This window comes from Streptomyces coelicoflavus, assembly GCF_045041415.1.
GTDB lineage: Bacteria > Actinomycetota > Actinomycetes > Streptomycetales > Streptomycetaceae > Streptomyces > Streptomyces coelicoflavus.
In genome coordinates, this window is the sequence record NZ_CP108218.1 from 5,909,052 (window position 1) to 5,922,569 (window position 13,518).

The following is a 13,518-nucleotide window of genomic DNA, read 5'->3' on the forward strand; positions in this document are numbered from 1 at the left end:
CGTTGCAGGTCATGCAACGGCGACGCGTCGGGGGTCAGTGCACCTCGTCCACGAGCACGTCCAGCGACCACGGCTTCCCGGCCTTCGCGGGCGCCTGCGCCTCCACCGCGTACCCCAGGTCGCGCAGCGCGCCGACCAGCTCCGCCGGCCCCTCGGGCGCGGTCCCGGTCGCCAGCAGGCTCCGGACGATCCGCCCCTTGGTCGCCTTGTTGAAGTGGCTGACCACCTTCCGGGTCGGCGCGTGCAGCACCCGCACGGTCGCCGTCCGCGAGGCGACCTCGCCCTTCGGCCGCCAGGCCGCCGCGTACGCCGCCGAACGCAGGTCCAGCACCAGCCCGTTCCCGGCGACCTCCGGCAGCACCTCGGCCATCGGCGCCCGCCAGTACGCGCCCAGCGCCCCGAGACCGGGCAGCTTCACGCCCATCGAGCACCGGTAGGAGGGGATCCGGTCGGTCACCCGCACGGCACCCCACAGCCCGGAGAACACCAGCAGCGACCCGGCCGCCCGCCGCTTGGCGGCCGCGTCGAGGGAGGCCAGGTCCAGGGCGTCGTACAGCACCCCGGTGTAGATCTCCCCGGCCGGACGCGCGCCCGCGGTCGGCAGCTCCGCGTTCTTGGCGACCTCGCCGCGCAGCCCCTCGCTCAGTCCGAGCACCTCGCGCGCCTTCTCCTCGTCGCCGGCGCACAGCTCGACCAGCTCACCGAGGACGGCCTCCCGGGCCGCGGTGAGCCCCGGCAGGGACAGCGACCCGGTCTTCAGCGGGGCGCCCCGGCCGGACGCGGCCTTCCCCTCGGACGGCGGCAGCAGGACAAGCACACGTACTCCTTCACATCGAGCCGGCTCCCCAGCCCCCGGTCAGGGTACGGCGTCCCCCGCCCGCGCCCGCTCGACGGCCCTTACCAGCGCCCCCGGGTCGTCGGCATGGCACCGCACCACCCGCACCTCCCGCCGCCGCCCGAAGAAGGAGACGTGGGCGACGGGCTCGGCGAGCTCGACGGTGACGGAGGTCTGGGACCCCACGGCGAGAGCGAGTTCCCCGTCGGCGGGCTCGTGGGTCGTGCGCAGCTCGCGCCGGACGGAGGCGATCCGCTCCAGCGGTATCCGCAGATCGACGTGGAGGGCCCGGCGGATCCGCAGCACGCCCGCGCCGGGGTCCAGAACATGCGGCCGGACCACGGAGGCGGCGTGCAGCCCGACCACCATCACGACGGTGTACACGTCCAGCACCAGCATCACGTGGTGCGCGGCGGGCCAGTCCCGCAGCAGCACCGACATCATCACGGACTCGACGACACACACGAACGCGAACCCGGCCATCATCGCGCCCTGCCCCCGGGCGTACCCGAAGGCGGACCCGCCGGCCGCCGCGTCGTGCGTCCGCCGGACGGCCCACAGCCACAGGCTCGCCCACAGCCGCAGCTCGTGCCGGACGAGCAGGTGCGGAAGCGCGGTGAGCGCGGACCCCCTCACGACCGCCGCCCCCGGGAGGCGATCTCCATGGCCCGCCGGACCGCCTCCGCCTGGGCCGGCGCGAAGTCGGCGTACAGGGCGCGCAGGAGACCGTGGCCGGGGTCGAGGTCGAAGCCGTCCTCGGGCAGCAGCTCCGCGGGCATGCAGTCGGCGAGTACGCGGGCCGCCTCCGCCACACGGGGGTCGTCGGCGCCGGCGTCGGCCAGTTCGTCGAGCAGCGCATAGGCCCGGCGGGCCCGCGCCGCCGCCTCCGGCGAACCCAGGGCCCCGCGCATCGCGGCCAGCAGCTCCTCCCGCTCCTCCGGGGCGACGGTGCTCTCCAGCAGCACCAGCATCTCCCGGTCCCGCAGGGCCATCGGTGAGCCGGACACGTCCCCGATCCCGGCGAACAGCTCGGTCAGCTCGGGCGAGACCGGTCCCTCGGCCGGCACCCCGCCCTCCGTCTCCAGCAGCGCCCGCAGCCGCGTCCGGCGCTCCCGGATCGCCGCCTCCTGCCGTGCGAGATCCGCGTCCAGCTCCTCCAGGACCTCGGCGAGGTCCTTCCCGGCGTCGTCCGCCAGCACGTCCCGTACCTCCGCCAGGCCGAGCCCCAACTCGGTCAGCCGCCTGATCCTGGCCAGCACGACGACATGCCGCAACGTGTACGTCCGATACCCGTTGGCCAGCCGCTCCGGTTCGGGCAGCAGGCCCTGATGGTGGTAGTGCCGCACGGTCCGCGTGGTGACGCCGACGGCGTCGGCGAGTTCTCCGATCCGCATGCCCCCAGTAGAAACGTTGACGTTGCGGCAGGGTCAAGCGGCAGCCGCGGTCGAGCGGCCTGGACACCAGCGACTCCCTCTGATCCCGTAGGGGCAGGGGGTGGGGAGAGCGGTGGACGCACGAGGCGAGCAGGCACGCTGGACCAGGGCACGGCTGGGGACGGCCGGGCCGCCCCTCGACCTCCTCACCGCCCGCTTCGACCGGCACGTCTACGCCCCGCACGCCCACGACGAGTTCACGGTCGGCGTCACCGTCGGTGGACTCGAGGTCATCGCCTACCGGGGCGGACACATCCGCTCCGGGCCGGGATCCATCGTCGTCCTGGAGCCGGGCGAGGTGCACACCGGCGGCCCGGCCGCCCCCGACGGCTACTCGTACCGCGCCCTGTACGCGAGCCCGTCCCTCCTCACCGACGGCACCCGCACCGCCGCCCTCCCGCACTTCCGCGAGCCCGTCATCGACGACCCGGAACTCGCCGCCGCCCTGCGCGCCGCGCACACGGACCTGGCCCGCTGCCCCGACCCCCTGGAGGCGGAGTCCCGCCTGCCCTGGCTGCTCACGGCGCTCGCCCGCCGCCACTCCACGGCCCACGCCGCCGACGACACGGTCCCCGGCGGCGCCCGCGTCGCCCGTGTCGTACGCGACCGCCTCGCCGACGAACTCCTCGCACCGCCGTCCCTCGCGGCCCTCGCCACCGACCTCGGCCTGTCCCGCTACCAACTCCTGCGGGCCTTCCGTACGGCGACGGGGATGCCGCCGTACGCCTGGCTCGCCCAGCACCGGGTGGCCAGGGCGCGCGGGCTCCTGGACGCGGGCCTGCGCCCGGCCGAGGTGGCGGCCCTGGTGGGCTTCGCCGACCAGGCGCACCTGACCCGCTGGTTCCGCCGGGTCCTCGGGGTGACCCCGGCGGCGTACCGCAACAGCGTTCAAGACCGCACCGGGTGAGGCGGCCGAGACTCGCCGCATGACTGCACGCGGCTGGTTCCTGTTCTCCCTGATGGGAGTGGTCTGGGGCATCCCCTACCTGATGATCAAGGTGGCGGTGGACGAGGTGTCCCCGTCCGGCGTGGTGTTCACGCGCTGCGCGCTCGGCGCGGCCCTCCTGCTCCCCTTCGCCCTGCGCAAGGGAGACCTCTTCGGCACCGTACGACGCCACTGGAAGCCGATGCTGGCCTTCGCCGTGATCGAGATCATCGGCCCCTGGTGGACCCTGACGGACGCCGAGCGGCACCTGTCCAGCTCCACCGCCGGACTGCTGATCGCGGGCGTGCCGATCGTCGGCGTGCTCCTGGCCCGCTTCTTCGGCGCCGCGGAACGGGTCGGCGCCCGCCGGATCACCGGTCTCGGTCTCGGCCTCGGGGGCGTCGCCGTCCTCACCGTGCCGCACCTCACCGGCGGCGACGCCCGCTCGCTGGCCGAGGTGCTGGTGACGGTCGTCGGGTACGCCACCGCGCCCCTCATAGCCGCCCGCCACCTCAAGAACGTCCCCACCCTCCAGCTCATCACCCCCTGCCTCACCCTGGCCGCCGTCGTCTACGCCCCCGCGGCCTTCCTGACCCGGCCCACCACGCTTCCCTCCGGCGAGGCCCTGGCCGCCCTGGCCGGCCTCGGCGTCGTGTGCACCGCGATCGCCTTCGTGGCCTTCCTGGAGCTGATCAAGGAGGTCGGCCCGGTCCGCGCGGGCGTCATCACCTACGTCAACCCGGCGGTCGCCGTCGCGGCGGGCGCTCTCCTCCTGGACGAGGACCTGACCCTCGGCGTCGGCGTCGCCTTCACCCTGATCCTGGCCGGCTCGGTGCTCGCGACGGCCGCCGCCGGTCCGGGGCGGGAGGTCCGCCGGGTACCATGGTCGACACGGCAGACGAGCCGGGCGGGCGGCCGCGTGGAGTCCCTCACGGGACTTCCCGAGGAACGTCCGGGCTCCACAGGGCAGGGTGATGGCTAACGGCCACCCGGGGTGACCCGCGGGACAGTGCCACAGAAAACAGACCGCCGGAGGCCTCGGCCCCCGGTAAGGGTGAAACGGTGGTGTAAGAGACCACCAGTGCCCAGGGCGACCTGGGCAGCTAGGTAAACCCCACCCGGAGCAAGGTCAAGAGGAGACGCCTCCTCGCAAGAAGGGGCGTCTCTGCGCGGACGATCGAGGGCTGCCCGCCCGAGTCCGCGGGTAGACCGCTGGAGGCCGGTGGCAACGCCGGCCCTAGATGGATGGCCGTCGCCGGAAGGCCCGCGAGGACCTTCCGGAACAGAACCCGGCGTACAGCCCGACTCGTCTGCCGCCTACCCGCCGCGGCGGGTGAGGAGCGGGAGGACGATGTCGTCGACGATCTCCAGGATCGTGTCCTCGCCGACGGGCCGCAGGGTCGTGAGGACCTCGTGGCGGAACAGGTCGAAGGCCAGCGAGGTCAGCCGCGGGGTGAGCACGCCGGCGTCCACCTCGCCGCGCTCCACCGCCCGCGCCAACAGGGTCTCCGCCATCGAGTGCCGATCGTCGAGGATCCGGTCCCGCAACTCGGCCAGGTTGGTGCCGGTCTCCTCGAAGTAGCCGCCGAGCAGGGCCGCACTGGAGGCGATCAGTGCGACCCGTGCGCCATTGCTCTCCCGCATGACGGTGATGAGGTCGTCGCGCAGCGAGCCCGTGTCGGGCAGCTCGACGGGGCGGTCCTCGGCCGCGTGGATGACGGCCGCCTCTACCAGGCCCGCCCTGCCGGACCACCGTCGGTAGATCACCGGCGTGCTCGTCCCCGCGCGTCTGGCCACCGAGTCGAGGGCGAACCCCGCCCAGCCGCGCTCGCACAGCTCGGCCCAGGCGGCGTCGAGCAGTGCTGCCTCCAACTGTTGTCCACGACGTCGCTGCATCAGGTGGCCTCCTCGGTCACGCGTTGGCCCCGTTCGCGGCGTTGGATGTACGGTCGGAATAAGAAGCACTGATACGTCTTAAGTGTAGACCGGTTGCCGTAGGCGGTTGCCGCCGGCCCCGACCAAGGGAGCGACATGAGCACCGACCCGGACGACGCCATCACCCTGCTGATCGAGATCCACGCGAACGAGGGGCAGGAGCAGGAGGCCCGCGACGCCCTCCTGCACGCCATCGCCACCTCGGCGAAGCCGGGGATGATCAGCTCGCGGCAGTTCGCCGACTCCCGCGATCCCGGCGCGTTCTTCGCGATCCAGGAGTGGGAGAGCGAAGAGGCGTTCCACGCACACATGGAGGACGCCGCGAAGTCCGGGATGAGCGAGGCGGTCAAGGTGCTGCGTACGGCGCCCCGCACGACCGTCCTGCGCGGGATCGAGGGAGACCGCTGATCAGTCCTTGCGCCCCGTTCGCTGCGACGGTGACACCGAGACCGATCATCGTGAGCCCGCCGACGCCTCCGACCAGTGACAGTCGCCGAGGTGAGCGGGCGAACCAGTCGCGACCGGTTGCCGCGGCTAGTCTCCACACACTGCCGAATTCCAGACGCCGTTGAAGAGGGCCAGCTCCAGCACGTCCGGGATCGCGGGCCAGTCGATCGACGCTGCCGTGAGTCGAGCATTGGCGGCGTGCATCCACCGGAGGTAGACGTCGTACCGGTGAGAGCTCCAGCCACTGTCGCGCCAGATCCACCGGGCGATCGCTTCGGACCACTCGTAGCCACGCGCACGTCCGACTTCCGTCGCGTGTCGGCGTAGGACCCCGGCCAGCACTCGGTCGAGGATCAGGGGGGCGCGGGCCCTTCACCTCCGGCAGCGCCAGGCCTACGAAGTAGAGGAACTTGGTGAAGAACGCCGGCCCGAGGCCATGGAGCGTATTCAGCGCCTCGTAGGCTGCGACCGCGCCCTCATCGACGAGTAGGGACACCGTCTCGGTGAGGACGGCGTCGGCGTTGGGCCGGGCGAGCACCTGGCGAGTGCGGTGCGGGCCGTAGCCGATACCGCCGTAGCCCCACACCTGCGTCGCCACGAATGCCTCTGCCCAGCTCTCGGACCGCTCCGCGGCCCGGACTGCGGCCACGACCCTCGGCTCGGCTCACCGAGGCCGACTCGCCGGCCGCCCGGTCGGCGAAGGTGGGGGGGCCAAGGCGGTACGGCCGTCCACTTGGCCGGTGCGTACGGGGTGGTGTGTGGGCCGCTTCCATTCGCGTACCGTCGGCCCCGCTCCGGATCGGCCAGCCACTGCCCCAGTACCTCCACCGCGCTCTCCGGCAGCGGTAGTTCGAGTATCGCCTCATCGAGCTTGTCGGCCCGCTGCTGGTCGTACCTCATGGCTGTCGTCGCCCCCGTCTCCTCATGTGACGCGTCATAGCGGCATGCAGTGGTGATCGTGACGCCGCTTCGCCCCTCACACTGCTGGCTTTGCGCCGCTTCCCGCTACGTCGGTCCACGACGCCGCATAGCATGGGGCGGCTCGGCGCCGGTCTGCCATTCTTCGGTCAGGTGTGCGTTCCGCTCTGCCACGCGCAGTGGTTTGTCGAGTCGGGAGCGATTGCAAGAGGGGGAACGTGGCCGAGACGCCGCCCAGAGCTGTGACGCCGCAGCCGATGCAGATTTCGTCGTGGCAGCAGGCCGAGCTCAACGCGGCCCGTTGGATGCGCCATTGGGGTTATGCCGATGCCACCTCACGCCCCGGAGGCCCGGACTCCGGCATCGATGTCCGCGCTACCGGCGCACTGGGACAGGTCAAGTACCAGGCCGCCCTGGTCGGACGTCCGGAACTGCAGCGTTTCGTGGGAGCGCGCCCCTACGGATCCAACGCACAGCTGATCTTCTTCACCGGCAGCGACTACGCGTCCACCGCCGCGGCCTACGCCCAGGAGTGGAACATCGCGCTCTTCAGGTATCACCTGGACGGTGCGATGACACCGGTCAACGACGCGGCACGCTGCATCCACCGCCTCTCTGCAGCCACCGTGCCCGCAACGGCCCCCAATCCCAGGACGCCCGAAGCTCAGACGTTCTGGCAGCGGAACTGGCGTGTGGTCGCGGGTGTTGGTCTCCTCATGGCACCGCTCGGCTCGATCGGAGACGAGACGACCTACACCGGCCCGCTCGCCCTGGACATCCTGAAGTTCATCGGCATCCTCGTCGTGTGTTGGTCGTCCGGCACGTTCCTATAGCCGCACGGCTCGGCATTCGTATCTCCCTCCGGATCCGGCCACTCCGGATTGCCGTCGCTTCCCGGCCAGGACTCGGCCCGGCGACAACGGTGGGTGGGGCCCGTGCCCCACGCCCCACGCACGACCGCGCCCCGGCCGCCTCCACGGACCAGCAGGATGACCTGGTGACTGAGACCGCACATTTACTCCGTACCGGCAGCAAGCAGCACGACATCGACAAGATCCTCAGAGATCGCGGTGTCGGATTCATGGATCGGGGCCGCATCCTTACGGAAGCCAGGAAACTCAACAAACGTTCCTGAGGATCTGATCGGCCTCATTCCGTTACGAACCGTGTTGACGGCGACATCCGGGGCCTCGCATCATCGTCATACGCGTATTACGATGACCGTGTGGCGAAGACGCGGATCAGCATCAGCCTGGACCAGACCCAGGCCGAACGCATCAGGCAGCACGCGGAACGGGCGGGCATGGACGTCTCGGCGTACCTGGTGCACGCCGCGACGCGTCAGATGGCCGAGAGCGACGCCATAGAGGAACAGTTCGCCGAGGTGGATGCTCTCATCGCTCGCGCCGAGCAGGCAGCCGACGGCCTGACGGCAGATCCCGCTCAGGGATCGGCCGCGGAACTGACGGAGCAGGAACGCCGCGAGGTCGAGGAGGCCCTTGGCCTCGCGCATGGCCAGGACCGGCACGGCCACCGCCCGGGGAACGCCGGGTGAGCCCACGGGTCCCGGTCTACGACACCGGCATGCTCATCGCCCTGGCCGACCGCAAGGCGAAGGCGGTGGCCCTCCACGAGGGCCTGCGCACGCTCCAGCACCGTGCGCTGGTGCTGGGCCCGGTCCTCGCCCAGGTGTGGCGCCCGCAACCAGCTCTGGTGCACGCCCTGTCCGGGGTGCTGAAGGACTGCACGGTCCCTCAGGCCCGGACGTCCGAGCCTCCCATGCGCGCAACGAAGGCGGGCCGTCCGGAATGCCTGGCCTGCGCCACGGGCCCGGACCTTGCCGACTGGCGCCGCATCGGCACCGCTCTGGGCAGTGCGACCCTGCCGGCGAAGAAACGGCCGGACGCGGTGGACGCCTGGGTTGCCCTGGCGGCGGCCCGGCACGGCAGCGCGGTGGTGTTCACTACCGACCCGGGGGACATTCAGGCGTACCTGGCGGTTCTGGCGCCTGCGGATGTGCATGTGGTCGGGGTCTGACGAAGCGGCCACGGAGCTACCTAAGGGCTGTCCCGCAATGATCTTGACTCCGAGTGCGGAGCGGTCTGAAGGGCTGGCGAGGCTCAGCCGCTAGTCCGTGAGGTGTCCAGGGACCGGGCGAAGTCGGCGAGGGTGTGGAAGTCGTTCTCCCGTAGGCCGATCCGCGGGTTGACGTGGTGGAGGAGCCCGGGGCCTTGGTGGTGGGTGGTCACGTAGGTCTGATCCAGCTCGCTCTGCTCGTCGTCCACCCAGGCGAAAGGACGGCCGCCTGCGTAGTTCACGAGCGGTCCGGTCTTCCAGTGGACTCCATCAGGGCGTTCTTGGAGTAGGGCGTCGCCGAAGTCGACGAAGGGAAGTTCCGGGAGGCCGAGGACCGGTGCGATCCACCGGTTGGCGTCGTCCATCCATGTGGTGGCCCAGCACAGCTCGAAGCCGAGCTGGAGCAGGATGTGTCCGTGCTCCGGGTTGAGCCAGACCCGCAGGGGGCGTCGTCGGGACGACAGGCCCGTGTCGTGCTGTTGGGCGTCGCTCTGGGGGACTCTGAGTGTGGTGTAGCCGTCGGGACGCCTCTCCGGCTTGGCTGCACAGGGGTTGAGTGGCCCGTCCACGTCGAGGAACAGCAGCGGTCGGTTCACGGTTTCCCCCGGGCTTGCGCGCTGTGTACTGCCCTGATCAGGGTAGCTGTGGGAGCGTTTCGCCAATGAGTCAGCCTGAGTGTTGATCACGATGTGGCGAGTGTGATCACGGCATCGGAGCCGTCCTGGATAGCCCCATTCGCGGGTCTGAGCCCGTGCCGCTTCGGCAAACTGCTGACCACGCTGCGGCGCGACGGAGCAAATGTGGTCCACCGAGGCCGGCCGTGGAGTCTGCCGCTGGAGGACCGAGTGTTGCTGGTCACGGCTTACTGGTGCACCAATCTGACGTTGCGACAGCTCACCCCGCTGTTCGGTGTCTCGAAGTCCACGACCGGTCGAGTCATCAACCACCTCGGACCCCTGCTCGCTCTCCAGCCCCGCAAGCGATTCGCCAAGGACACCGTCCTCGTCGTGGACGGCACCCCGGTCCCCACCCGCGACCACACCGTCGCCGAGCGGTCGAAGAACTACCGGTACTCCACCAACCACCAAGTCGTCATCGACGCCGACACCCGGCTGATCGTCGTGGTCGGCCAGCCGCTCGCTGGAAACCGCAACGACTGCAAGGCGTGGGAGGAGTCCGGGGCCAAGGACGCCGTGGGCAACACTGCCACGATCGCCGACGGCGGCTACCCGGGCACCGGACTCGTGATCCCGCACCGCCGACAGCGCGGCCAGGGTGACCTCCCGGACTTGGAAGAGGAGCACGACAAGTCCCACAAGCAGGTCCGAGCCCGCGTCGAGCACGTCTTCGCCCGTATGAAGACCTGGAAGATCCTCCGCGACTGCCGCCTCAAAGGCGACGGCGTCCACCACGCCATGCGCGGCATCGCCCGGATGCACAACCTCGCCCTCGCCGGATAGGCAAGCGGGCCACACGGCGGCCCACCATGCCCGAGGCGACTTCAAGATCTTTGCGGGACAGCCCCCAGCTTGGCACCTGTGCCGCCACCGCGGTGATTCGAGGGCTCTGTAGCTGTTGCCCGAGGTGGGAAACAGCCGCTTGATCTCCTGATTCAGCCGCCCCTGATGCTTGCCCCGGCCGGTCGCCATGTCGAGGCTGGCCAGGATGTCGGAGACCGCCTGGTCCGCGCGTTCGCCGGGGGTAGGCGGCGCCGGCGAGCTTCAGCGCCGTGAAGACGAGTACCGAGCTTTACGACCGACCCGACCCCGAGCGCCACCGCCATGACGAGCGCATAGGCGCCCACCGTGCACCCCACGACCGTGGTCAGCGCGGTCTGGCGCCCGGGCCAGCGCCCGCTCGTTCACGAAGAGCACGCTGGGGCCCGGGACCACGATCAGCAGGAACGACATCGCCGTGAAGGCGAACAGCCGCTCGGAGGACACTGTTCGCGCATCGAAGTACGGGCGGGGGAGCTCCCTCAGCTCGTTTTCGCGGGGGTTTCGGGGAGCAGCAACTCCGCGCCCGAGGCCGCGCGGACCTCGTCCACCGAGACGCCCGGAGCCGTCTCCACCAGGCGCAGGCCCTCGGGGGTGACGTCCAGGACGGCCAGGTCGGTGACGATGCGGTCGACGACCCGTCGGCCCGTGGCGGGCAGGGTCAGCTCTTCCACGATCTTGGGGGAGCCGTCCCTCGCCGTGTGCTCCATGACGACGATCAGGCGGCGGGCGCCGTGGACCAGGTCCATCGCGCCGCCCATGCCCTTGACCATCCTGCCGGGGATCATCCAGTTCGCCAGGTCGCCGCGGGCCGAGACCTGCATGGCGCCGAGGACGGACACGTCGATGCGGCCGGTGCGGATCATGCCGAAGGAGAACGCCGAGTCGAAGTAGGCGGTGCCGGGGACGGTGGTCACCGTCTCCTTGCCGGCGTTGATCAGGTCGGGGTGCTCCTCACCGGCGTACGGGTAGGGGCCGACGCCCAGGATGCCGTTCTCCGAGTGCAGCACCACGTGCACCCCGGTGGGCAGGTGGTTGGGGATGAGCGTGGGCAGGCCGATGCCCAGGTTGACGTACTGGCCGTCGCGCAGTTCACGGGCCGCGCGGGCGGCGAGTCGGTCGCGGTCCAGGGGCATGGTCAGTTCTCCTCGGCGACAGTGGTGGTGGCGGCGGTGCGCGGGCCGCGGACCGTGCGGCGTTCGACGCGCTTGTCCAGGGACGGATCGGCGGCGACCACCCGGTCCACGTACACGCCCGGCAGGTGGACGGCGTCCGGGGAGAGCTCGCCGGGCTCCACGACGCGTTCGGCCTCGACGACCGTGACGCGGCCCGCCGTCGCGCACAGCGGGTTGAAGTTGCGGGCCGCCGCGTGGAAGACGCAGTTGCCGTGCCGGTCCGCGACCGCCGCCCGTACCAGCGCGAAGTCGGCGGTGATGGCCTCCTCAAGGAGGTAGCGGCGCCCGCCGAACTCCTTGACGCTCTTGGGCGGTGAGGCCACCACGACGCCGCCGTCGGGGGAGTAGCGCCAGGGCAGGCCGCCCTCCTCGACCTGGGTGCCGACCCCCGCCGGGGTGTAGAACGCCGGGATGCCCGCGCCGCCGGCCCGCAGCCGTTCGGCGAGGGTGCCCTGCGGGGTCAGCTCCACCTCCAGCTCACCGGCGAGGTACCGGCGGGCGAACTCCTTGTTCTCGCCCACGTAGGAGGACGTCATCCGGGCGATCCGGCCCGCCGACAGGAGCAGGCCCAGGCCCCAGTCGTCGACCCCGCAGTTGTTGGACACCACGCGCAGCCCGCTCGCCCCACCCTCCGCGAGGGCGCCGATCAGGGTCGAGGGGATGCCGCACAGGCCGAAGCCGCCGACCGCGAGTACCGCGTTGTCGGGGATGTCCGACACCGCCCGTGCGGCCGACTCCACCACCTTGTCCATGCTGATTCCTTCTCCGTCCGCGTCGGGGTGCTTGCTCGCACACGGGCCGTCGCGCCCTGCGGTCCCGGGCTGAGTGCTGAGTGCTGAGCGCTGCGTGCACCGGGGCGGGCGTTCGACGGCCGTTTTTCCACCCTTGCGGCGCATGGCGTCCCCGGCCATGTGCGCCCATGCCATGACCGGGTGTACAGGAGCGGTGACCGGCCACATGCCGCCCGCCGCGCGGCGCCCCTATCGTTCCGGCAATCCCGCGCCGCGACACCTTCCAAGGAGCCGGTCATCATGCGTTCCACCGTCACAGGCACCGCCCCGGGCACCACCAGAGGCAGAGCGCTCGGTGCACTCGCCCTGCTCGCCGCCACGACCCTGCTCGTCGGCTGTTCCTCGGCCGGCACCGCCGGTACCGAGGCGGACGGGGCGGGCGGCGACGGCCCGGTCAAGGTGGGCCTGGTCTACTCCCGCAGCGGACCGCTCGCCGCCTACGGCAAGCAGTACGAGGAGGGCTTCAAGGCGGGCCTGGCCTACGCCACCCACGGGACGAACAAGGCCGGCGGGCACCGGATCGAGGTGACCGAACAGGACGACGCGGGCGACCCGGCGAAGGCCGTCGCCGCCGCGAAGACCCTCATCGGCAAGGGCTACAAGATCCTCGCCGGGACGACCGACTCCGGGGTGGCCCTCCAGATGGCGCCCCTGGCCGCGCAGAACAAGGTGCTGTACATCAACGGCGACGCGGCCACCGACGCGCTCACCGGCATCAACGACTTCACCTTCCGCTCCGGCCGGCAGTCCTACCAGGACATCCTCGCCGTCAGCGCCCAACTCGGCGACGCCAAGGGCAAGAAGGTCACCGTTCTCGCGCAGAACTCCGCCTTCGGGCAGGCCAACGTGGCCGCGGTGAAGGACGTCCTGGGCAGGAAGGGCGCCACCGTCGGCTCCGTGCTGGCCCCGCCCAGCGCCACCGACCTCACCCCCTTCGCCCGCCAGGTCAAGGCGGGCGAGCCGGACCTGGTCTTCGTAGCCTGGGCGGGCGCCACCGCACCCGCCCTCTGGACGGCGCTGAACCAGCAGGGCGTGCTGGACGCGGCCAAGGTCGTCACCGGGATGGCCGGCACCGCCTCGTACCCGGTCTTCGGCGCGGGCGCCGCCAAGGTGTCCTTCCTCGCCCACTACTTCCCGGGGGCCGGCGGCGGCAACCCGGTGGAGAAGGCGATGCTCGACGGCATCACCGAGTCCGGGGGCACCCCCGACCTGTTCAGCCCGGACGGGTTCACCGCCGCCCAGATGATCGTGCGCGCCGTCGAGTCCGGCAGCGCCACCGACACCGCCGCCATGGTGGACGCGCTGGAGGGCTGGACCTTCGACGGCCCCAAGGGCAGGCAGCAGATCCGCGCCGAGGACCACGCCCTGCTCCAGCCCATGTTCACCGCCCGGCTGAAGGGCAGCGGCGCCGACGCCGAGCCGGAGCTGATCGACACCGTCCCGATGGCGTCGGTCGCCCCGCCGGTGCGGAAGACGGCGGGCTGAGC

Annotated in this window: 15 protein-coding genes, 1 other RNA gene and 4 pseudogenes; 9 read left to right on the top strand and 11 right to left on the bottom strand. The window is 71.3% G+C overall.

The annotated features are described in order from the left end of the window. Positions 1–34: 34 nt before the first annotated feature. From yaaA to OHA99_RS26355, 3 genes are read right to left on the bottom strand one after another with little or no spacing between them, the layout of a single operon-like run. On the bottom strand, positions 35–817 hold the full coding sequence (yaaA, locus tag OHA99_RS26345; protein ID WP_087791155.1) for a peroxide stress protein YaaA: 783 nt from the start codon (positions 815–817) through the stop codon (positions 35–37). A 39-nt stretch (positions 818–856) separates the two neighbouring features. Continuing rightward, a complete protein-coding gene (locus OHA99_RS26350; RefSeq protein ID WP_381606496.1) occupies positions 857–1,471 on the bottom strand; it encodes a hypothetical protein in 615 nt (204 codons plus the stop codon). Beyond that, positions 1,468–2,229, bottom strand: coding sequence for a MerR family transcriptional regulator (locus tag OHA99_RS26355; protein WP_153180119.1), 762 nt, complete (start codon positions 2,227–2,229; stop codon positions 1,468–1,470). Before OHA99_RS26355 ends, OHA99_RS26350 begins: the two co-directional genes overlap by 4 nt. Positions 2,230–2,341: 112 nt before the next feature. Between OHA99_RS26355 and OHA99_RS26360 the strand changes: the two genes are divergently transcribed. The 3 genes and pseudogenes from OHA99_RS26360 (at position 2,342) to rnpB (ending at position 4,506) form a co-directional block, all read left to right on the top strand. Further along, positions 2,342–3,175 carry an AraC family ligand binding domain-containing protein gene (locus OHA99_RS26360; protein ID WP_405698117.1) on the top strand — a complete coding sequence of 278 codons (834 nt, stop codon included), beginning with the start codon at positions 2,342–2,344 and terminating at the stop codon, positions 3,173–3,175. Between the two features lie 19 nt (positions 3,176–3,194). Next, a pseudogene (locus tag OHA99_RS26365) lies at positions 3,195–4,022 on the top strand (DMT family transporter); the annotation flags it as partial. A gap of 70 nt (positions 4,023–4,092) precedes the next feature. Beyond that, an RNA gene (rnpB, locus tag OHA99_RS26370) (RNase P RNA component class A) lies at positions 4,093–4,506 on the top strand. Between the two features lie 4 nt (positions 4,507–4,510). On the opposite strand, the gene OHA99_RS26375 is transcribed toward rnpB, so the two are convergent. Further along, positions 4,511–5,089: a TetR/AcrR family transcriptional regulator gene (locus OHA99_RS26375; protein ID WP_405698119.1), complete on the bottom strand. Its 579-nt coding sequence runs from the start codon at positions 5,087–5,089 to the stop codon at positions 4,511–4,513. 135 nt (positions 5,090–5,224) lie between these two features. On the opposite strand from OHA99_RS26375, the gene OHA99_RS26380 reads away from it, so the two are divergent. Next, positions 5,225–5,536, top strand: coding sequence for a putative quinol monooxygenase (locus OHA99_RS26380; protein WP_405698121.1), 312 nt, complete (start codon positions 5,225–5,227; stop codon positions 5,534–5,536). Positions 5,537–5,549: 13 nt separating this feature from the next. Here OHA99_RS26380 and OHA99_RS26385 read toward each other — a convergent pair. From OHA99_RS26385 to OHA99_RS26395, 3 genes and pseudogenes are all read right to left on the bottom strand, one after another. Next, a pseudogene (locus OHA99_RS26385) lies at positions 5,550–5,678 on the bottom strand (LysE family translocator); the annotation flags it as partial. Then, complete coding sequence (locus tag OHA99_RS26390; protein WP_405698123.1) at positions 5,663–5,917, bottom strand: hypothetical protein; 255 nt, start codon at positions 5,915–5,917, stop codon at positions 5,663–5,665. The pseudogene OHA99_RS26385 and the gene OHA99_RS26390, both read right to left, overlap by 16 nt. A gap of 28 nt (positions 5,918–5,945) precedes the next feature. Continuing rightward, positions 5,946–6,224 (bottom strand): annotated as a pseudogene (locus OHA99_RS26395) (hypothetical protein); the annotation flags it as partial. A gap of 487 nt (positions 6,225–6,711) precedes the next feature. Between OHA99_RS26395 and OHA99_RS26400 the strand changes: the two are divergent. The 3 genes from OHA99_RS26400 to OHA99_RS26410 all read left to right on the top strand — a co-directional run bounded on the left by OHA99_RS26400 (position 6,712) and on the right by OHA99_RS26410 (position 8,530). Then, positions 6,712–7,326: a restriction endonuclease gene (locus OHA99_RS26400; RefSeq protein ID WP_405698125.1), complete on the top strand. Its 615-nt coding sequence runs from the start codon at positions 6,712–6,714 to the stop codon at positions 7,324–7,326. 392 nt (positions 7,327–7,718) lie between these two features. After that, positions 7,719–8,048, top strand: a complete 330-nt coding sequence (locus tag OHA99_RS26405; RefSeq protein ID WP_405698127.1) for a plasmid mobilization protein — start codon at positions 7,719–7,721, stop codon at positions 8,046–8,048. Further along, positions 8,045–8,530 carry a hypothetical protein gene (locus OHA99_RS26410; RefSeq protein ID WP_405698129.1) on the top strand — a complete coding sequence of 162 codons (486 nt, stop codon included), beginning with the start codon at positions 8,045–8,047 and terminating at the stop codon, positions 8,528–8,530. Before OHA99_RS26405 ends, OHA99_RS26410 begins: the two co-directional genes overlap by 4 nt. 83 nt (positions 8,531–8,613) lie before the next feature. Here the strand turns inward: OHA99_RS26410 and OHA99_RS26415 are convergent, their stop codons facing one another. Further along, positions 8,614–9,165, bottom strand: coding sequence for a hypothetical protein (locus OHA99_RS26415; RefSeq protein ID WP_405698131.1), 552 nt, complete (start codon positions 9,163–9,165; stop codon positions 8,614–8,616). 93 nt (positions 9,166–9,258) lie between these two features. On the opposite strand from OHA99_RS26415, the gene OHA99_RS26420 reads away from it, so the two are divergent. Beyond that, on the top strand, positions 9,259–10,029 hold the full coding sequence (locus tag OHA99_RS26420; RefSeq protein WP_405698132.1) for a transposase: 771 nt from the start codon (positions 9,259–9,261) through the stop codon (positions 10,027–10,029). 241 nt (positions 10,030–10,270) lie between these two features. Here the strand turns inward: OHA99_RS26420 and OHA99_RS26425 are convergent. The 3 genes and pseudogenes from OHA99_RS26425 to OHA99_RS26435 form a co-directional block, all read right to left on the bottom strand. Beyond that, positions 10,271–10,479, bottom strand: a pseudogene (locus tag OHA99_RS26425) (LysE family transporter); the annotation flags it as partial. A 68-nt stretch (positions 10,480–10,547) separates the two neighbouring features. Then, complete coding sequence (locus OHA99_RS26430; RefSeq protein ID WP_405698133.1) at positions 10,548–11,201, bottom strand: 3-oxoacid CoA-transferase subunit B; 654 nt, start codon at positions 11,199–11,201, stop codon at positions 10,548–10,550. Between the two features lie 2 nt (positions 11,202–11,203). Next, on the bottom strand, positions 11,204–11,992 hold the full coding sequence (locus OHA99_RS26435) for a CoA transferase subunit A (protein ID WP_405698135.1): 789 nt from the start codon (positions 11,990–11,992) through the stop codon (positions 11,204–11,206). 279 nt (positions 11,993–12,271) lie between these two features. On the opposite strand from OHA99_RS26435, the gene OHA99_RS26440 reads away from it, so the two are divergent. Continuing rightward, positions 12,272–13,516 (top strand): substrate-binding domain-containing protein, encoded by a 1,245-nt coding sequence (locus OHA99_RS26440; RefSeq protein WP_366471998.1) that lies wholly within the window; start codon positions 12,272–12,274, stop codon positions 13,514–13,516. Positions 13,517–13,518: the final 2 nt, after the last annotated feature.

Coding starts and splice junctions, on each gene's coding strand:
- OHA99_RS26355 (WP_153180119.1), bottom strand. CDS start 2,229: ATGCGGATCGGAGAACTCGCCGACGCCGTCGGCGTCACCACGCGGACC.
- OHA99_RS26375 (WP_405698119.1), bottom strand. CDS start 5,089: ATGCAGCGACGTCGTGGACAACAGTTGGAGGCAGCACTGCTCGACGCC.
- OHA99_RS26380 (WP_405698121.1), top strand. CDS start 5,225: ATGAGCACCGACCCGGACGACGCCATCACCCTGCTGATCGAGATCCAC.
- OHA99_RS26430 (WP_405698133.1), bottom strand. CDS start 11,201: ATGCCCCTGGACCGCGACCGACTCGCCGCCCGCGCGGCCCGTGAACTG.
- OHA99_RS26435 (WP_405698135.1), bottom strand. CDS start 11,992: ATGGACAAGGTGGTGGAGTCGGCCGCACGGGCGGTGTCGGACATCCCC.
- OHA99_RS26440 (WP_366471998.1), top strand. CDS start 12,272: ATGCGTTCCACCGTCACAGGCACCGCCCCGGGCACCACCAGAGGCAGA.